We start from the raw sequence: 19944 nt of genomic DNA on the forward strand, positions 1-19944 counted from the left end.
CAAACATTTTTTACGATTTTGAAACACAGGCATCGGCCTCTACGACTCAAATGGCTGCACAAATTGAACAATCTACTGTCTCCAATAAATTATGGATCATAGCTGGTGGACCGATGGAAACTGTGTGGCGTGGTTTAAATATGGCTTCACAAGGTCATGAGCACGTAACAGTAATATCGCATTCAGCCTGGAATGAAGGCCATGTTCACTGTTCTGATGATCACGACTGGAATGATCTTTTATCTGACTTCATTGCGCAAGGTGTATTTTTTGTAGGCAACTGCTCAAATGGCGGTTGTAATGATCCTTCGGGTTTGAATGATCAAAATGGTGGGTTCAGCTCATCCCCTTCTAATTGGGAATGGATGGACAACAGTTCATATGAATACAATCAGTGGATCTTTAGTAGGAATCCATTTGGTAATAAAATAGATCCCTCCGATGCCGGAATGTCCTATTTTCTGATTACAGGAGGTCCTTTTGATGGGGGTAATAAAACACCTGACCACAATGATGCAAGGCAATTAATGGAAAATCCATGCGATGACCCCGGCCAAGAAACCAATTCAAACTCTTCTGGTGGGAATTGTAATTATAATTTTGAGGAGGTAAATGGCCGGGTAATCATTCAAGCCGAAAGTATTGATACTCCTGGAGGCTGGCAGAAAAATTCAAGCAGTTCCGAATATACTGGAAATGGCTATCTGGAATGGACGGGCGGAGATTCCTTTGCATCACCCGGTAATGGAACGACTAGTACAAGTATAAAGATCAATCAACCTGGTACATATAAATTCCAATGGCGAACTAAGGTCGGACATGGATCTAATGCCACTGAAGCTAATGATAGCTGGCTCCGTTTTCCTGATGCTGATGACTTCTTTGGCCAAAAAGAAAATGGCCATATAGTCTATCCTAAAGGAAGTGGAAAAAGTCCGAATCCAAATGGAGCTGGAGCTGACAATTGGTTTAAGGTCTATGTGAATAATTTAAGCTGGACCTGGTCTACACATACAAGCGACAATGACGGACATGAAATCTATGTGACGTTTGACAGTCCGGGCGTATATACTATGCAATTGTCCGGAAGGTCTGATCATCACCTGATAGACCGGATGGTTCTAGCACTGGATCCCCAAGGAAGTACTCAATTGAGCTTGGAAGAAACCATCTGCACCTCCTCTGACCCGGATCCTGTTGCAGTCAATGGCATTAATGTTTCCCCATCCCATATTACAATTGAAGTAGGAGAGAATTACCAATTAAATGCGCAGATCTCACCTACTAATGCCACCAATCAGGCAGTAAATTGGAGTTTTGAAGACGAATCTGTCGCTAGTGTGAGCCCTCAAGGAGTAGTGTCTGGTATAGATGAGGGCACTACAACGATCACAGTTACATCTGTTGATGGAAACTTTGCTGCTCAAGTGACCGTTGAAGTGATCGCAGCTCAGGAAGAAAATAACGAAGAAGAAAATAATGAGTCTCCCGGTGATCAGAACGATAATGCAGAAAATGAGAATTTAGATAATTGTAGTGCAGACTACATGGAAGTAAACAATCGCATTGTCATTGAAGCAGAATCGCTGAATTATGATGGGGATTGGTCTCTTGAAAATGATATCGATGGCTATACGGGTACAGGCTATCTCGAATGGCTGGGAGAAGATCAATTTCAGTCGCCCACAACCGGAACGATCAATGCGAGTATACAAATCCAAAATCCAGGTACCTATCTCTTCCAATGGCATTCCAAAGTTGGTCTCGGATCAAATACGACAGAAAGTAATGATACCTGGTTGCGATTCCCGGATGCAGACGGTTTTTACGGCGAAAAGTCAAATGGAAGCAAGGTTTTTCCACGTGGGAGTGGTCAAACACCTCTTCCGAATGGCGCAGGTGCCGACGGCTGGTTTAAGGTATATAGTAGTGGTGGAAACACAGACTGGACCTGGTCTACTTATACAAGCGACAATGATGGCCACTTCATCTATGTTACATTTGACAGCCCCGGTGTTTATACAATGGAATTAGCAGCAAGATCAAAAGGACATTTTATTGATCGTATTACCCTAAGTAAATCCGGTGTCGACGGAACTGACCTGAATCTGTCTCCAACGCAATGTGCAGGAGAGGAAGCTGAAGAAGAAACGCAACAAAGCAAGCCTAATTTATTAATCAATAATGCATCTGTCTATGAAGGTGGAAAACTGGAGTTTAATTTTACATTGTCTGAGCCCCTGGAGAAATCCTTAGAGCTTAGAATAGAAGTCGTTAGAGGAACTGCTCATAACGCTGACTTTGTATATCCCGAGGATATCTTACTGATTCCTGCCGGTGAGACTTCGGCAATGTTCACAATACAGACAAAGAAAGACAATTACAATGAAGGGGATGAGACCCTGATATTAAATTTGATAGATCATCCGGAAGAAGATCTAAATGAAGTAGTTTCTACAGCACTTGGGACCATCCTTGACGATGACATTCCAATGGGCATCTATCCAAATCCCGCAACCGCTAACCAAACCGTAGACCTCAATGGTATATTGCAAGGTACTTATGAAGTAACTCTGTTCTCTATGTCAGGAGAAATGATCAAGAAACAGGTCGCTGATATCCATGGTAATTTTGAATATATGGTACCCAATATCAATGAAGGCCTGTATATTATACGAGCAGATAATTCAGAAAAATCGTATTCAGGAAAGCTCGCAGTTAATTGAGCTTATTTGGATAGCGAAACAGAATTTAAATACTGCCGCACATTTTGATCTATTCTCGACTCAATTTGTGCGGTTTCTGCTTTTATAAATGTCTCCCCGGTAATATGCTCATACAATTCAATATATCTGTCTGAAACTGATAAGATATATTCGTCGTTCATTTGAGGCAATACCTGGCCGTCTAATCCCTGGAAGCCATTAGATATTAACCATTGGCGAACAAATTCCTTGGATAATTGCTTTTGGGCCTCTCCCCTTTCCTGTCGTTCCTCGTATCCATCGGAATAAAAATACCGTGAAGAATCCGGAGTATGGATCTCATCGATCAATCTGATCTTACCGTCTCTGTCTTTCCCAAATTCGTACTTAGTATCTACTAATATTAATCCGCGTTCGGCGGCTAATTCGGTTCCCTTCCTGAACAATTTATGGGTGTAGTCTTCGAGTTGGGCATAATCCTCATCCCCTTTCTCAGCCTTCGTGGCCGGTGTTATGATAGGTTCCGGAAAAGGGTCGTTGGTCTTTAATCCTTCTGGTAGGGAAACTCCACACAATTCTCGTTTGCCTGAAGCGTATTCTCTGCTGGCATGTCCGGCCATATACCCACGAATGACCATCTCTACCTTAAACGGTGTGCACGCCATACCCACAGCAACATTGGGATCCGGATTTGCCATTAGCCAATTTGGCACTAAGTCTTCAGTGGCCTTCATCATCTTTGACGCGATCTGGTTCAGGATCTGGCCTTTGAAAGGAATACCTCTTGGCATTACCACATCAAAAGCGGATAATCGGTCCGTGGCAACCATAACCAGAATATCGTTTTGCAATGTGTAAACTTCACGAACTTTCCCCTTGTAGACGCCCACCTGGCCGGGGAACTGAAAATGAGTTTCCATCAACGTATCGATCATGGCAACTTAATTTTGATGTTCGATCTTTCTATACGCATCAATCACCTGCTTTACCAATTGATGGCGAATTACATCTTTGTCGTCCAGGTTCACAAAGGCAATACCTTTTACATTTTTGAGGATCAGCAGGGCTTCCTTGAGCCCTGATAAAACACGTCTTGGCAAGTCGATCTGTCCCGGGTCACCTGTAATAATAAATTTGGCATTCTTACCCATTCGGGTAAGGAACATTTTCATTTGAGCATGCGTTGTATTCTGTGCTTCATCCAGGATCACAAATGCATTATCAAGCGTACGCCCTCGCATAAATGCCATAGGCGCTATCTGTATCGTACCGGCTTCTAAAAGCTGGGCCAGCTTTTCTGATGGGATCATATCTCTAAGTGCATCGTATAATGGCTGCATATAGGGATCAAGTTTCTCCCTAAGGTCTCCAGGCAAAAATCCTAAATTCTCACCTGCCTCTACAGCCGGCCGGGTAAGGATAATTCGCTTTACCTCTTTATTCTTCAGCGCACGAACTGCCAAAGCAACTCCGGTATATGTTTTTCCGGTTCCTGCAGGTCCGATCGCAAATACCATATCATTACTGCCAATAGCATCAACTAATTTACGTTGGTTTACCGTCAACGCTTTTATGTGCCGACCATTAACACCGTGTACCAGGACGTCGTCACTGGATTCAGAAGAAGTGTAATCTTCTTTGCCATTGCTGGTCAGGATACGTTCTATGCTATTCTTATTGATCGAATTGTACTTGGCAAAATGATCGCTAAGCATTTGGAATCGTTTCTCAAATTCCTCCAGCTGGTCGTCTTCGCCAAATACTTTGATCTTACTTCCCCTGGCTACGATCTTTAACTTGGGAAAGTACTTTTTAATGAGATCAATATGTTCGTTGTTCTGTCCAAAAAACTCTCTTGGACTAATATCGGTGAGTTCTAACTTAAGCTCGTTCAAATAGAAAAATGGTTAAAAGTGAGGGATGAAATAATCCTGTTTTCCTTCGCTTAATTTTGCGTAATTTTGTTCACAAATTTAACTAAAAAATTGGTTCGAGGCCTTAAAACTCTCATCGATGCTGCATGGCAATCATCACCTTAACTACAGATTTTGGGCATAAAGACCACTTTGTAGGCGCCATAAAAGGCACTATATACCGGGAACTTCCGGAAGCTACAATCGTAGATATTTCCCATGGAATCCGGCCGTTTAATATTCCGGAGTGCGCCTATATTTTAAAGAATTCATACAAAGCGTTTCCCGAAGGAACCATTCATATAGTAGGTGTAGACTCTGAACCATCACCAGAAAACAGGCATGTAGCCATGTTAGTGGATGGACACTATTTTATCAGTGCCAATAATGGTGTGATCAGTTTGATCATTTCAGAGATCAAACCCGAGAAAGTTGTCGAGATCGACATACCAAATCCCGTTCATGGTTCTTTCCCTGTCCTTGATGTTTTTGTACAGGTAGCCTGCCATCTGGCGAGAGGCGGTTCCTTAGATGTTATTGGCAAACCTGCTGCAGTTCTTAAAGAGTTGGTGGAATTCAAACCTCGAATCCTCAATGAAGGCAAAACCATTGTGGGCAGTGTTATCTATATCGATAATTTTGGCAATGTGATTACCAATATTGAAAAACACTTGTTTGAGGCCTATCGGAATGGAAGAGATTTTGAACTGAGTGCCCGAAATAAGATATTAACAGAGATCTACCATACCTATAGCGAAATTATCAATTTTGACCTTGATAAAAATCAGCGTAAAGGGCCGGGCGATCTTCTGGCTCTTTTCAATAGTGCCGGATTTATTGAATTGGCCATTTATAAAAGCGATTCCCAGACAGTGGGGTCTGCCGCCACGCTATTGGGCCTGGAATACAGGGATACTATAAGCATTAATTTTATTTGATCGTCATACCATGCAGACAGTATTCAAACATGAGATCCGACATTTTTTTTCCCATTTGACGGGCTACTTGATCATTGGCCTGTTCTTATTGATAAGCGGATTATTCCTATGGGTGCTTAAAGGTCCTTATAATATTTTGGAGAATGGATTCGCGGACTTAGGAGGATTTTATCTGCTAGCCCCTCTAATTTTTCTTTTTCTCATACCGGCTATTACCATGCGGAGTTTTGCCGAAGAAAAACGTACAGGCACTTTTGAAATACTCATGATCAAACCAGTCTCGACCTGGGAGGTTGTTGCAGGTAAATTCCTGGGATGTGCATGTCTATTACTGCTCGCCCTGATTCCTACCTTGAGTTATATATGGACGCTTGCTTCTCTAGTGGTAGACAACAATTCGCTGGACCTTGGCGTGCTGTTAAGCGCTTATCTTGGATTATTTCTTTTAGGATTAGTGTATATCGCTATAGGGCTGTTTCTTTCAGCTATATCTCCAAATCAGGTAGTTGCTTTTCTATTGACCCTGATATGCTGTTGGTTGGTTTATTCCGGGATGGATGGTATTGCCTCTCTATTCAGTGGGAGTGTTTATTCGATAATCAGTTCCCTGGGGATGAAATCCCATCTGGAGACTATGGCATTAGGCGTCATCAGTCTCGGTGATATACTCTACTTTTTCAGTTTCATAGGTTTGTTTTTGTACGTAACAAATATTACCATCAAATCCGACCGGCCGTGAAGTATAGATCCGTACTAATTTCCCTGTTACTGGGACTGCTAATCATAATAGGCCTAAATGGACTCACGAGCATTGTCAATCCGAGGGTAGACCTCACAGCAGATAGCCGCTATACACTTTCGGAAACTACAAGGTCATTGACTGATCAGATTGATTCTCCCTTGATCATCGATGTACTGTTGGGCGGCGATTTACCCCCGGAATTCTCGCGTTTGCAAACGGAGGTTTCGCAATTTCTAAATCAGCTTCACACCGAAAATTCCCTCATCAAAATAAACTTTGTCTCTCCGCTCGAGGATGCTGAAAATCGTTCCGCCTTAATAGCAGAGCTTCAATCCCGTGGCTTAACACCTGCCAATGTTTCAGTAGAGGAAGAAGGTAAAACAACCCAGGAGCTTGTGTTTCCCTGGGCAATGGCCAATTACAAGAATCAAACTGTTAGGGTTCCCTTATTGATCAATAAACTGGGATCCACCACAGAAGATAGGATCAATGCCTCTGTCCAGGAATTGGAATATGCCTTTGCCGATGCATTGACTAAACTAACTATTGAAGAAAAGAAGCGAATAGCGATCCTAAAAGGGAATGGACAACTAGATGACATTTACATAGCCGATTTACTTGGCGAATTACGCAACTATTACAACTTAGGGGTGGTCACACTTGACTCTGTTGCCACTAATGCACAAGGCACCCTGGAAAGCCTGAATAATTTTGACATGGCAATCCTGGCTAAGCCGAGCCTTGCCTTTACAGAAGAAGAGAAATATGTGCTGGATCAATTCATAGTTCAAGGAGGTAAGTCTATATGGTTGATGGATGGAGCCCGAATTGAGTTAGACAGTCTGCTAAACGAAACCGGCAGTTCGATCGCGCTTCCTAATGAGCTGAATATTAATGACTTGCTTTTTAGATATGGCGTCCGACTCAATCCGAACCTGGTAAATGACATGTATTGTACACAGATCGTTCTGGCCTCTGGCGAAGGTTCCGGTTCACAGTACAATCCCCTTCCCTGGGTATATCATCCCATGGTTTTTCCGTGGAATGATCACCCCATAACAGAAAATATTGAGGCACTCCGATTCCTCTTCAGCAGTAGTTTAGATACCGTCGAGAGCAGCATGCAAAAGACTGTATTACTCAGGAGCTCACCGCTTTCAAAATCAGAAGGCATCCCAAAGTTGATCAGTTTGGAGCTGTTGAATTCTGCGCCGGACCCGAAAAATTATTCCGGAGGTGGAATGCCACTGGCAGTGCTCCTGGAAGGACCTGTTCATTCGGCATATACAAATAGAATTGCCCCCGTACAATTGAGTGATGTAAAAGATACCGGGCCTGAGAATTCGATTCTGGTCATAGCAGATGGTGATGTCATCAAAAACCAATTGAATGAAGGTCGGCCTATTGAATTGGGATACGATAAATGGACAAATAACTTCTATGGCAATAAAACATTCTTATTGAATGCGATCAATTATATGCTGGACGAAAGAGGTTTGGTGGCTTTGAGAAGCAGGGCTGTTAACATTCCTACCCTCGATCTTCAAAAGGTTGCAGATACACGATCAACCTGGCAAATGATCAACATTGGCGTACCCTTGATGGTATTACTGGGTTTTGGTTTTACATATAAGGCATGGCGAAAACGCAAATATGGTCGATAAGTGTTGATAAGTTTGTTTTAAGGAGTACTACATTTAAAATATATTTGCTTGTTCGCCATTTTCAGGGCATTTGGAAGAAATGAATACATTTGGTGACAGACTAAAATCAGACAGGTGAAATTTATAGTATCAAGTACATATTTATTAAAGAAACTACAGGTCCTTGGAGGTGTTATTAATGCGAGTAATACCCTGCCCATCCTGGATAATTTTCTTTTCGAACTGGACAAAAAAAATCTTCAGGTATCAGCCTCTGATCTGGAGACAACCATGAGCTCGAAACTAGAAGTGGATTCAGGAGATAGTGGTACCATTGCCGTTCCGGCAAAATTGCTCCTTGAAACCTTAAAAACATTTCCGGAGCAGCCTCTGACTTTCCTGGTAGCAGATAACAATACGGTAGAGATCAGTTCTAATCACGGGAAATATGCATTGGCATATGCAGACGGAGCCGAATTCCCCAAGGCTATAGAATTAGCAGAGCCAAGCGCTACTACCTTGCAAGGTGATATCCTGGCGACGGCAATTGCCAAAACCATATTTGCCGCAGGAAATGACGACCTCAGACCTGTAATGAGCGGGGTATTTTTCCAATTCTCTCCGGAGAATCTGACATTTGTCGCTACAGATGCTCATAAATTGGTTAAATATCAACGCACCGATGTATCGGCTTCACAGGTAGCAGAATTCATAATGCCTAAAAAGCCGTTGAACCTTTTAAAAGGAATCCTCCTGGGCAGTGAAGAAGACGTTTTGGTAGAATACAATGATAGCAATGCGAAATTCAGTTTTGACGAAACTGTATTGATTTGTCGGCTTATAGACGGAAAATATCCGAATTATGAAGCCGTGATTCCAAAAGAGAATCCTAATCAACTGACTATTTCAAGAGATCAATTCCTGAGCTCTGTAAAACGGGTTTCTATATTCTCGAATAAAACTACACACCAGATACGCTTGCGTATCGCAGGCGCTGAATTGAATATTTCAGCTGAAGACATTGATTATAGTAATAAGGCGGAAGAGCGCCTGACCTGTGCATACCAGGGTGACGATATGCAAATTGGATTCAACTCCCGATTTCTGGTCGAGATGCTCAACAGCCTGCAGTCCGGTGATATTTCGCTGGAAATGAGCATGCCAAACAGGGCGGGGATCCTCACCCCTATGGATGGGCTCGATGAAGGCGAGCATATAACCATGCTGGTCATGCCCGTAATGCTAAATACCTAAAAAGGAATAGAATAGAATAGTATAAAAAAAGAAATCCAACCGTAATGGTTGGATTTCTTTTTTAGATAAAAGGTATTGTCAGAAAGTAACTGGGAGATTCTCCATTACTGGCTCGTACCGCATTTACGATGGGTAAGACAAAGCCTAGTATAGCTGCGCCGATCAACGTTAAGATCCCGAGTCCTAACAATAGGATAGCCGGAATAGAAAGAATGATGTACAGTATCAGACTAAGTTGGAGGTTGACGGCGTTTCTTCCGTGCTCGTCCATATCCTGAACCGTGTTCTTGGTAGACAGCCAAATGATCAGAGGGATGATCAGTCCACCAAAACCGATGAAATATGACGATAATTGCGTTAAATGCATTGCTGTCAATAAATGACGGTCTGTACGCATTGTTGTTGTTTGATTGATGACTTCCATTTTTACAATTTTAAGGGTTAGCTGTACTAATATGTAGCAAATATTTTTGTTTTGTTACACTTGGTACTTTTCGTGATATCCAAATCCCTTCTAGGTCTTTTTCTCGAGTTTGCGAAGTTTCTCTCTACTCTTTGCTAATTTTGATTTTAGCTTTGCGATCTTGGCCTTCATTTTTTCCTCTTCCACTTCGGAAAACGAATTTCTGGATCGATTTTTATTTAATTTTTCTTCAAGATTCTTGAGTTTTTGTTCGTCTTTAGCAATGGATCGTTCTTTATTCTTTATGTCCTCTTGGAGATTATCCTTTTCTTTTTGCTTTTTCTCTTTGGCTTTATTCTTTTTCTCTGATTTTCGTTCCTTGCGTTCCGACTTGTCAATTTGTTTCTTGATCTCTTTTGCTTCCTTTTCTATGGAAACCGGTGCCGGTGATGGACGAGATTCCTGGCCTCTAGAATCATTTATTCCAAAAATTAGGATACAAGCTGTTAGTGATACTAGGAATATTTTCATAGTTGCTACTTATTGATAGTAGAAAGATAGTAAAATACTACAATGACCGATTGAAATAATCATGAGACAAGTAGACCGATTTACTTATTTTTACCAAAATGCACCTAATGGTTTCAAATGATACGATCGCTGCACTATCTACAGCACCTGGTATTGGTGCAATTGCCGTAATCCGTGTATCAGGTAATGAAGCAATTGCTATTGCAGAGGGACTATTTCAGCCTTTTCAAAAAAAGAAACTATCTGATCAAAACTCTCATACAATACATTTAGGCTATCTAATTGATGGACAGCATATTATAGATAAAATATTACTATCCCTGTTTAAGGGTCCAAATTCATATACAGGGGAAGATGTCATCGAGATTTCATGTCACGGTTCCCGTTATATTCAGCAGGAAATTATCGCACTTTTCATCCGTAATGGTTGCCGCTTGGCCCATGCAGGTGAATTCACTTTGCGCGCCTTCCTAAATGGAAAAATGGATCTGAGTCAGGCCGAGGCAGTCGCAGATCTAATATCATCTGAGAATGAAGCTTCTCATACACTTGCTATGCAGCAAATGAGGGGAGGCATTAGTAATGAGATCAAAAAACTCAGGGATGAATTAACAGATTTTGCTTCCTTAATTGAACTGGAGTTAGATTTCTCAGGGGAAGATGTAGATTTTGCAGATACAGAACGACTAAAAGAATTGGTTTCAAAAATTCAGCATCTGCTTAGAAATCTGGTAGATTCATTTGCCCTCGGCAATGCGGTGAAGCACGGGATACCTGTTGCGATCATTGGGGAACCTAATGTAGGGAAATCTACCTTGCTCAACGCCTTGCTTAATGAAGAACGAGCCATTGTGTCTGAAATTCCCGGAACGACCAGGGATGCCATAGAGGATGAAATTAGTATAAAGGGTGTTGGGTTCCGATTTATTGATACAGCCGGGATACGGGAAACGGAAGATCATGTTGAAGGGATTGGGATTAAAAAAACGTTTGAAAAAATAGATAAAGCCGATTTAGTTCTATACTTATCTGAGTATCAGAGTACGATTAATGACTCCTTAAATGAGCTTAAAGAGTTGTCGTCCAAATACCCGGATAAAAAGATCGTTCATGTTCTCACCAAGTCGGATCTGGCACCAAATGGAACTGGCATCCCCCCCTCTACCTATGCCAGTACCCTTGGGATATCAGCCAAGACTGGCAAAGGCATTCAGGAACTTAAGGATACCCTGTACAAAATGGCGGTAGATGGAGAATTAGGCTCAGACCGAACCCTACTAACAAATTCCCGACACTATGAAGCCCTGCAACATGCACTAACCGCCATAAATGCTGTGGAAAAAGGACTATCTGAAGAGGTTTCAGGAGATCTTTTGGCGGTAGATATCCGACTGGCGCTATATCATATGGGTGAGATCACAGGGGAGATAACTACCGAAGATCTTTTGGGTAATATCTTTGCCAATTTTTGTATCGGAAAATAAGAATTTTGTAATGGTTATGCACTTTTTCCACTTAATCATCAACCCGCAGTAATTTTTCCTAGAACCTATTATAAAAAAAGGGGATTATTACTTATATTGCACGCCAATTAACCATTTCAGTAACTATAAATAATTAACTGATTTCATAGAAATTTTATTAGCGTACCCTACGAATCAAAATACTAGTGATTGTAGGTTTATTTCTGATCAAAGATCAGAGAAAGCAGCCAACTCCCTAATTATTGTTTGATTAAACAGATCGATATTCACAAGTCGATCATGTCCCTGATATTTATGAACATGGTCTGTTTTATGGTTAAAGTTTTTATTTGCATGTTTTACATACGGTTTTTTAGCCTTTAATCTAGTTTTTTTAAGGAATCGTGGTATTGAGGCTAATTTGGCACCTCCTTCCTGATAAGAGCTCATCGACAAATGACTAGGAAAAACCAATAAAACTGGCAATTCAAAACAATGAGGTAAAAGGGTTAGGTACTTGTACCTGATCTTAGGTAACTAATCACCCATATAAATGAATTCTAAAAATAGATTCATATTCACCAACTTATTGATCCTTTTCCTCTATTTTTGTTTTTTTTATTTTTCGTTCAATGATCCAGAATTAATGAATAATATTCTTTGGCTTGGGATCATATACAATATCAGTTGGCTTTTTATCGTCCTCTTTGTCAGGGATAACCAATTCTATATTAGCACAGAATATGGTTTTCTCAGGAACTTGCTAGTTTCCATGTTAGTCTTCATTGGAGTTGTGACTTCTTTCGCCATAGTGTTTAAATTCACTTTCTTTAGCCCTTTAACCTACCTCTTACCAATTGTTGTTTTTTCTTATCTGAATTTGATATGCCGTAAGTACATATTACAATTCCTGAAGAAAAGAGGGGCATATCTATTTTCCAATACACTCCTAATTAGTTCGGGCTACAAATCAAACAGACTGCCCGAATTCGAAAAAGCAATGAATCAATACGGGTACAATTTAGTGGGTTATTTGGATGACAAGGAAATAATGATTAAAAACGTTTTAAATCTAAAGATCTTCGGGAATTTACAAGACCTGCCTAAGGTACTTAGAGCATATACGATCGACGAAGTTTTTATAGATATGTCGCACCTGGATGAGGAAAAGATCAAATCTGCAATCAAAATTGCAGATTCTTTCGGAGTTCGCGTCAAATTAATTCCTGAAAATCCACTACTCATTGCAAGAAATTATAAGGCAGAAACAATTGGCGACCTTGCCATATTCAGGTTGCGACAATCCCCGTTGGATAATTTCAGTAAGACGGTCATAAAACGCATGTTCGATTTTTGTTTCGCGGGGTTGATCATGATCTTACTCGCTCCTGTATATCTGTTCATTAGTCTGATCATAGCTCTTGATTCGCGAGGACCTCTTTTCTATTCTCCCTTTAGAAAAGGAGAAGCAGGAAAAACTTTCAAATGTTATAAGTTCAGGACGATGCACGTGTGTGACAACCCGGTGAACGGGGCAAGGTCTACGGTAGTGGACGATCCAAGAATCACTCGTGTTGGAAAATTCTTAAGGAAGACAGACCTGGATGAATTACCGCAATTTTTCAATGTTATTAGAGGTGATATGAGTGTGATCGGACCCAGGCCACATAGAATTAATTTACAGAACGACTTTAAAAAGAGTGTCAGCAATTATATGGTTAGAAGCTATGTAAAACCAGGAATCACGGGCTGGGCTCAGGTAAATGGATGGAGAGGTCCAACTGTAACTGAGGAACAGAAAAATGAACGTGTAAATCACGATTTATGGTATATTGAAAACTGGAGTTTGTGGCTTGATTTAAAGATCATATTTCTGACACTTTTCGGCAGGCATCATAAAAAGGCTTTTTAACTTGTTTTTCAAATGAACCCAAGCTCGGAAAGTCTAAACTTATCAATAGAATAAAATGAATCACATATGAAAAATCTTTTGCTTCTTGATCTCAAACATCAGTCATCTATATTGAACAACCTTACCCCCAGGACATTATCCAAAAGTTGGTTCAAATTTATCATAATATGCCTGGCAGTCCTGTTATCCTCTTGTTACAGCTCACAAAGCTTAGATTATCTGCAATCAGACCAATACAGGTACGATACGCAGATGCAGACAACCCCTTATATTGTGCAACCTAATGATGTTTTGGATATTAAAGTACAGAGTATGGATCCCGAGCAAGTTGATTTTTTTAATCTTAATAACGTGGATAACTGGCGGCAGGATGCAAACCCAGCCAACTTATATCTTACCGGGTATTCCATAGACAAGGAGGGGATGATTAACATGGCCATGATAGGTAAACTAAAAGTAAGCGGCATGACCGTCGAAGAAATAAGGTCTTTAGTCCAAGGTGAAATAGACGCATTATTACGTAATGCAACTGTATCTGTAAGACTCACCAGCTTTAAGATATCGGTTCTTGGCGACGTTAAAGACCCAGGTACACGATATGTATATAATACCCAATCGACCATCTTTGAAGCATTGAGTGCTGCTGGCGACCTGAATATTTCGGCCAAAAGAAAAAATGTAAAATTGATCCGTCAAGAGGGTGACAAAACGACTGTAGTAAATTTGGATCTGACAGATCCGTCGCTCATACGCTCTCCTTACTACCTACTACACCCCAATGATGTGATCTATGTTGAGACGTCTAAACAAAATATTGTGCGAAACAATTTAAGCGTATTCTCTATCATGCTGTCTGCCATTGCTACCACGCTATTAGTTTTCGAAGTTACCAGCACTAATTGATGGCTTCACGCTATTTAGTTGAAACCAAAAAGTATGTACCTACATTATAAAGATCACGCACCTGTAATGCCATGTAGAATTCCTACTTTGCAATGTTTCTTTGAGCATCATAGATTAAAGGAGGAGACACTCGAGGGACAATTAACAAACAACCTTTGATTCCAAAGAAATGAGATCAAATAAAGACACGATCATTAGTGCACAACAAGAGGTTAATTTGAAACTTTTTCTTCATAAAGTATTCATCAACAAAAAGCTGTTTCTGATAAGTATAGGAATGGCTTTACTTCTTGCCGTACTATATATAGCCATGACTACACCTGAATATGAAGTTTCTACATCCATCTTGATCGATCCTTCAGGCAGTAACAGGATGCTGGGGGAAAGTCAATACGTGGAAGGAGGTGTAGGCCTGATCGAAATGGAAAAGAACCTCTACAATGAGATTGGTATTATAAAATCATTCAGTTTGATCAACCAAACCGTTGAGGATCTTGGGTTAGACGTTACGTACTATGCTGGAAGTTGGCCTAAAAAGCGGGAACAATATGGATATTTTCCTTTTAAAGTAGCACTACAGCGTGATATGCCTCAACTATTCAATGTACCTTTTAAGGTGGAGATCTTATCGAACAGAAAATACAAATTGACCCTGGACGCATCCAATTTTGAGGTATCTAATCCTAGGAACGGAACAACCCATGAGGTGCAAAGAAGCATCCAATTCTCTCAAGAATATGCATTTGGGGAAGAGGTAATCAATGAATATTTCAACTTCATCCTGGATACTCCTAATTATTCTACAAATACAGATGATTTTAAGGGAGAGGAGCTAAGTTTTGTGATACATTCCTCTGAAGACATAACAAAAGGCCTGATGGGGGATCTGGAAGTTGACAACATTGATATCCAGGCAAGTATCTTTAGAATTGTTTCCGAAGGAACTATAGTTGCAAAAGAGGTGGCGTTTCTAAATAAGCTAACTGAGAATTATATCAATAATAAGTTGAACGCGCGGAATGATATCGCTACTACTAAAGAATCGTTTATCAGGAACCAACTGGCGATCATTACTGACTCACTCTTAAATTCCGAACTAAGTCTGGAAGGATTCAAAAAAGGCGGTAATGTGATCGATCTTAGTGCTACTGCGACCAGTGCGATGAATAGAACGCAGCGTTTGCAAATGAGTATTGCTAAACTCCGCCTTGACATACAATATTACAATGACATGATCCAGTATGTTGATAACAACAGGGATGGTAGCGATTTCGTTTTGCCGCACTCAAGCACTATTGAAGATCCGATGATCAATCAGAATATTACGGAATTGCAGACTTTATACGCAGAACGGTCGCGTAAGCGATTCTTTGTTACCGGCAATAACGAGGAGATGAATATCCTTAATGCACAGATCAGTCAATCCACACAAAAGTTGTTGACTAACCTGGAGAATGCTGTTGCTTCCGCCAATACCCGGCTCAATGGCGTACGAGCACAGCTGTCCAATTATGATGATCTCATCAATACATTACCAACACGCGAAAAGCAATTGTTGTCTTTACAAAGACAAAACACCTTATACGAGAATCTCTTTAATTATCTAAGCCAGGAATTAGCCAAAACCGGGATCGCCCGTGCAGAGAACACTTCTGATACCCGAATTTTGGATGAGGCGCGCATGGTAGGAGATAAACCAATAGCACCACAAAAGTCGCTCATTATGTCTTTGGCATTGATCCTGGGTTTAATGATACCAACAGCATGGCTGATTTGGTTCTCGCCGAATGACATTATAGAAAATGAGCTCCAGATAACAACAAATACAGAGATGCCGCTTGTAGCCAGCATCATTCATCATGATCCTGACTCCTCGGGACCAAGAGCCGTTACCTCACTCTGGCAGGTAAAAGAGTCCTTCCGTGATCTCACAGCCAAACTTAGGTTCTTTACCACAAAGAAAAAATGTGTGATCGCACTGACCTCAATAATGCCGGAAGAAGGTAAAACATATTGTTCGATCAATCTGGGTATAACACTTGCAGAAGCAGGTAAGAAAACATTGATAATTGATACAGACCTGCGTAAACCCAGCCTGGTAAAAGGGATAAACAAAGTGGCAGGCAAAGGATTATCCGACTACTTAACTGGTGAGGTCAAAAAATATGATGACATAATCCATCCACATAAAGAACTGGATAAATTACACTTCATCCCTACTGCAGTAGCTGAAGGCAATGTTCATCAATTATTATCAAGTAATAAAATGAGATCATTGTTATCCGAATTGAAGGAGAAATATGATTATGTCCTTTTGGATACCCCGGCTGTAGGCTTAGTTTCCGACTTCCTGTTATTCTGGGACTATATAGATATAAATCTCTTTGTCGTTAGACGTCAGATTGCCAAAATTGGGTTCTTGAAAGATCTGGAAAACCTCAATCCTAAAGGCAAGAAGAAAAAGAGCTGTATCATATATAACGATGCTTTGAAGCGCGACTATAAATACGGCTATGGACCCAAATATGGCATAAATGAAGAAGCGAAATTGGTGAATGATTCACTGACGGTGTAGTCGCAGAATTGCGCTTTCTGCAGGACAAAACGTCTTAGCTTGCAATATGAAGAATCTACCGAAACTTATCTTTTTTCTTCTACTGATACTATACCCGATATTTTCCTATTTAGTATCTGCTGGTGCCGAAATGGTACCTCATTATGTCTTTGGCGTGATCTGTTTTCTTTTTATGTTGCATACTATATTGCAAATCTATCGGGCTGGGACAAATCTTATAATACCTAACTATTTGATATTCTACGGCCTCTTTACCGCCTATACGATAATATCAGGAATGCTACTTACCGATTTGGAGGATGAAATGGGGGTTCAAAAATATTTCTATACCAATCTCCATATCTATACGTTCTTGGCACTTCTAATAATTGAAAACATTAGTTTTCCGTCAAAGTGGATCGCATTATCTGCTAAAGCCCTGGGCGTTATTTTAGTTTTAGCAGCTACAGTGTCGGTTATTCAAATTTTCGACCCTCTGTTCTTTACAAAAAGTAAGTACCTGATACAGGGATTATCCTATGAACGAATAGGTGAATACTACAGCTCTAATCCCGATGAGTCTACGAACAGTGTTTCGAGGCTTTTTAAGGGATATCGAACCTCAATATTTTCATACATAAATGAGATCTCAGTTGGCATAGACACTATAGCCATTTTTAGCTTGTTGTTGGCATATAAAACTAAGAACAAAGCAAAACTAGCTTTATATGTTATGGCTGCAGCAATGGTAAGTTTCCTGTCAAGTGCCAGATGGATCATGTTAAACTTTGTCGTTGTTGGAAGTCAATATTTTTGGACACAGAAAAATAAAATCTCTAATTCAATTAAATATTTAGTCTATGGCATAACACTTATTTTATTTATTGCGGTCATCGCTTATATTTCGGGGATAGATCTCCAGCGCTTTACGCAGGATAGATTGCTTTCCAACAGTGCTTCTACACGACTATTAGCCGTTGAAGTATTTTTAGAGGTCTTTCCAGACAATCCAATTTTAGGTACAGGAGGAATTGATACCTCCAAAATGCTAAGATTGATCGAAGGCCGCAGTTCGCAAATTCATGTAGGTTATTTAAAGCTATTTTACTATCATGGTTTAGTGGGTGGATTGTTGTATTTGGGATTTACCTATTCCCTATTAAAACGCTTGTGGAGAAGGGCCAAATTTTCAAATTACTGGGGAGGCTTTTATGCCATTTTAGCCTTTTTCATTGCAAACCTTACCCTTGTTGAACTGGATCTGTTCTACCCTGGCTTGATACTAGCTTTTATTTTTTCCAATCATTTGTATTCTGAAACCCAGGAAATTCCGCACCTTGTAACTAATAGAAAAAAAGGAGCTCAATCAGCCTTAGAATACTAGCCCCTACCCTGCCCAATCTGAAATCAACAATATTGCTAAAAACCATCTCACATATTAAAAACAAGATCCTGGATATGATATATAAGGGTCATAAAAGGTCTGTGCAGGCTAAAAAACACATCCTGGCTTCTTTTCTTATTAAAGGAATGAGTCTTTTGATTGGATTTCTGATGGTTCCATTAACCATAGAATATGTTCAGAAAGAACAATATGGGATTTGGTTAACGCTCTATTCTATAGTTGCATGGTTCAGCTTTTTTGATATAGGTTTGGGCCATGGTCTGAGAAACAAGCTCGCTGTTGCCTTTGCCAATAAAGATATGGAAAAGGCAAGGATATTCGTAAGTTCAACCTATGCCATCCTCGGGGTGATATTTCTTGTTGTTTTACTGCTTTTTTTCCTGGTACAGCCCTTACTTGATTGGCAAGCAATTTTGAACACAGACACTGTTGATGCGGATCAACTCCGTTTAATTGCCTTGGCAACTTTCTCTTTCTTCTGTATCAATTTTGTTTTAAAATTGATCTATTCGATCTATCTAGCAGACCAACGACCTGCGAATTCCGGATTCTATAATTTGCTGAGTAATTTAACCGCTCTTGTAATTGTGTTCGTTTTGACACAAACAACTCAAGGTTCATTGTTGTATTTGGCCTTAGCACTTGGACTCTGTCCATTGGTTATTCTGACAATTTCAAGCATCTATATGTTCAGGGGAAGATATCGTTCAATCTCACCATCATTTAGACATATCAGTATTCCTCAATTTAAGGAATTGATGAACTTAGGTGTGCGGTTTTTTATCATACAGATCTCCGCCATTGTAATTTTTTCGACCGATAATATTATTATTGCCCAGGTTCTAGGGCCGGCTGAAGTGCCCGCATATGCCGTGGCACACAAGTATTTTGGTTTAATTACTGCCGCTTTTGCCATTGTTTCTGTCCCTTTCTGGTCTGCATATACTGAGGCCTATGTAAATAAAGACATGGATTGGATATATTCAACTAACAAAAAACTTATTAAAATTTGGGCGGCGCTTGTGGCCTTAAGCGCAGTCATGTTAACCATCTCCCCGACATTTTATCACATTTGGGTACCTGAAATAGAGGTTCCCTTTGTGCTTTCTATACTCATTTGCCTGTATGTTAATATCCTTGCGTGGGGGAATATATTTGTTGTATTCATTAATGGTGTTGGGAAAATAAAACTTCAAATGATTTTGGGATCGATCGGAGCAATAATAAACATTCCCTTATCCTATTTTTTTGCCAGTGGCCTAGAATTAGGATCTAGCGGCGTGATCATTGCAAGTATCATTTGCATTGCATATGGTCCCTTAATCGCTCCGATACAATTCAAGAAAATAACTTCTGGGGCTGCCAGAGGGATTTGGAACCAATGAGCCTGATTTTAATAGAGAATATAATAATTGCCATCTTTGAACTAATAAAAGAATAAATGCGCGTACTCTGGTTTACTAATTCCCAGCCTCCAGCAGCTAAATCTGGAAAGTTGACTGTGGGCGGTAGTTGGATCGAGTCGCTTGAACAGCTTATCTCAATGCATTCAGAAATTGAGCTTGGAATTGTGTTCAA

At 40.3% G+C, this 19944-nt stretch carries 15 protein-coding genes; 11 read left to right on the forward strand and 4 right to left on the reverse strand.

Annotated elements, in window-relative coordinates; all coding sequences use genetic code 11:
- Positions 1 to 2726 (forward strand): Ig-like domain-containing protein (locus tag Q0X89_RS16480; protein ID WP_297696205.1); only part of this gene is annotated, 2726 nt, incomplete at its 5' end.
- Between the two features lie 2 nt (positions 2727 to 2728).
- Here Q0X89_RS16480 and Q0X89_RS16485 read toward each other — a convergent pair.
- Positions 2729 to 3640 (reverse strand): phosphoribosylaminoimidazolesuccinocarboxamide synthase, encoded by a 912-nt coding sequence (locus Q0X89_RS16485; RefSeq protein ID WP_297696207.1) that lies wholly within the window; start codon positions 3638 to 3640, stop codon positions 2729 to 2731.
- A 6-nt stretch (positions 3641 to 3646) separates the two neighbouring features.
- The gene (locus Q0X89_RS16490; protein WP_297696209.1) at positions 3647 to 4600 is read right to left on the reverse strand and encodes a PhoH family protein; all 954 of its coding nucleotides are present in this window, start codon (positions 4598 to 4600) and stop codon (positions 3647 to 3649) included.
- A gap of 125 nt (positions 4601 to 4725) precedes the next feature.
- On the opposite strand from Q0X89_RS16490, the gene Q0X89_RS16495 reads away from it, so the two are divergent.
- The 4 genes from Q0X89_RS16495 to dnaN all read left to right on the forward strand — a co-directional run bounded on the left by Q0X89_RS16495 (position 4726) and on the right by dnaN (position 9195).
- Entirely contained in the window at positions 4726 to 5556 is an 831-nt protein-coding gene (locus Q0X89_RS16495) for an SAM-dependent chlorinase/fluorinase (RefSeq protein WP_297696211.1), read from the forward strand.
- Positions 5557 to 5566: 10 nt separating this feature from the next.
- The gene (locus Q0X89_RS16500) at positions 5567 to 6295 is read left to right on the forward strand and encodes an ABC transporter permease subunit (RefSeq protein WP_297696213.1); all 729 of its coding nucleotides are present in this window, start codon (positions 5567 to 5569) and stop codon (positions 6293 to 6295) included.
- Entirely contained in the window at positions 6292 to 7962 is a 1671-nt protein-coding gene (gldG, locus tag Q0X89_RS16505) for a gliding motility-associated ABC transporter substrate-binding protein GldG (protein WP_297696215.1), read from the forward strand. Before Q0X89_RS16500 ends, gldG begins: the two co-directional genes overlap by 4 nt.
- Before the next feature lie 114 nt (positions 7963 to 8076).
- Positions 8077 to 9195, forward strand: coding sequence for a DNA polymerase III subunit beta (gene dnaN / locus Q0X89_RS16510; RefSeq protein ID WP_297696217.1), 1119 nt, complete (start codon positions 8077 to 8079; stop codon positions 9193 to 9195).
- A 61-nt stretch (positions 9196 to 9256) separates the two neighbouring features.
- On the opposite strand, the gene Q0X89_RS16515 is transcribed toward dnaN, so the two are convergent.
- Positions 9257 to 9619 (reverse strand): DUF4870 domain-containing protein, encoded by a 363-nt coding sequence (locus Q0X89_RS16515; RefSeq protein WP_297696219.1) that lies wholly within the window; start codon positions 9617 to 9619, stop codon positions 9257 to 9259.
- A gap of 90 nt (positions 9620 to 9709) precedes the next feature.
- On the reverse strand, positions 9710 to 10129 hold the full coding sequence (locus Q0X89_RS16520) for a hypothetical protein (RefSeq protein ID WP_297696221.1): 420 nt from the start codon (positions 10127 to 10129) through the stop codon (positions 9710 to 9712).
- A gap of 107 nt (positions 10130 to 10236) precedes the next feature.
- On the opposite strand from Q0X89_RS16520, the gene mnmE reads away from it, so the two are divergent.
- The 6 genes from mnmE (at position 10237) to Q0X89_RS16550 (ending at position 19751) form a co-directional block, all read left to right on the forward strand.
- Positions 10237 to 11613: a tRNA uridine-5-carboxymethylaminomethyl(34) synthesis GTPase MnmE gene (gene mnmE / locus Q0X89_RS16525; protein ID WP_297696223.1), complete on the forward strand. Its 1377-nt coding sequence runs from the start codon at positions 10237 to 10239 to the stop codon at positions 11611 to 11613.
- 532 nt (positions 11614 to 12145) lie between these two features.
- A complete protein-coding gene (locus tag Q0X89_RS16530) occupies positions 12146 to 13504 on the forward strand; it encodes an exopolysaccharide biosynthesis polyprenyl glycosylphosphotransferase (protein WP_297696225.1) in 1359 nt (452 codons plus the stop codon).
- A gap of 252 nt (positions 13505 to 13756) precedes the next feature.
- Positions 13757 to 14407 (forward strand): polysaccharide biosynthesis/export family protein, encoded by a 651-nt coding sequence (locus Q0X89_RS16535; protein ID WP_297696227.1) that lies wholly within the window; start codon positions 13757 to 13759, stop codon positions 14405 to 14407.
- Between the two features lie 169 nt (positions 14408 to 14576).
- Positions 14577 to 16982 carry a polysaccharide biosynthesis tyrosine autokinase gene (locus Q0X89_RS16540; protein ID WP_297696229.1) on the forward strand — a complete coding sequence of 802 codons (2406 nt, stop codon included), beginning with the start codon at positions 14577 to 14579 and terminating at the stop codon, positions 16980 to 16982.
- 46 nt (positions 16983 to 17028) lie between these two features.
- The gene (locus tag Q0X89_RS16545) at positions 17029 to 18345 is read left to right on the forward strand and encodes an O-antigen ligase (RefSeq protein ID WP_297696231.1); all 1317 of its coding nucleotides are present in this window, start codon (positions 17029 to 17031) and stop codon (positions 18343 to 18345) included.
- 32 nt (positions 18346 to 18377) lie between these two features.
- Entirely contained in the window at positions 18378 to 19751 is a 1374-nt protein-coding gene (locus Q0X89_RS16550) for an MATE family efflux transporter (RefSeq protein WP_297696233.1), read from the forward strand.
- Positions 19752 to 19944: the final 193 nt, after the last annotated feature.

Source organism: uncultured Eudoraea sp., assembly GCF_947258525.1.
In the GTDB taxonomy this organism is placed as follows: domain Bacteria; phylum Bacteroidota; class Bacteroidia; order Flavobacteriales; family Flavobacteriaceae; genus Eudoraea.

Coding starts and splice junctions, on each gene's coding strand:
- Q0X89_RS16485 (WP_297696207.1), bottom strand. CDS start 3,640: ATGATCGATACGTTGATGGAAACTCATTTTCAGTTCCCCGGCCAGGTG.
- Q0X89_RS16495 (WP_297696211.1), top strand. CDS start 4,726: ATGGCAATCATCACCTTAACTACAGATTTTGGGCATAAAGACCACTTT.
- Q0X89_RS16500 (WP_297696213.1), top strand. CDS start 5,567: ATGCAGACAGTATTCAAACATGAGATCCGACATTTTTTTTCCCATTTG.
- Q0X89_RS16515 (WP_297696219.1), bottom strand. CDS start 9,619: ATGGAAGTCATCAATCAAACAACAACAATGCGTACAGACCGTCATTTA.
- Q0X89_RS16520 (WP_297696221.1), bottom strand. CDS start 10,129: ATGAAAATATTCCTAGTATCACTAACAGCTTGTATCCTAATTTTTGGA.
- mnmE (WP_297696223.1), top strand. CDS start 10,237: ATGGTTTCAAATGATACGATCGCTGCACTATCTACAGCACCTGGTATT.
- Q0X89_RS16530 (WP_297696225.1), top strand. CDS start 12,146: ATGAATTCTAAAAATAGATTCATATTCACCAACTTATTGATCCTTTTC.
- Q0X89_RS16535 (WP_297696227.1), top strand. CDS start 13,757: ATGCAGACAACCCCTTATATTGTGCAACCTAATGATGTTTTGGATATT.
- Q0X89_RS16540 (WP_297696229.1), top strand. CDS start 14,577: ATGAGATCAAATAAAGACACGATCATTAGTGCACAACAAGAGGTTAAT.
- Q0X89_RS16545 (WP_297696231.1), top strand. CDS start 17,029: ATGAAGAATCTACCGAAACTTATCTTTTTTCTTCTACTGATACTATAC.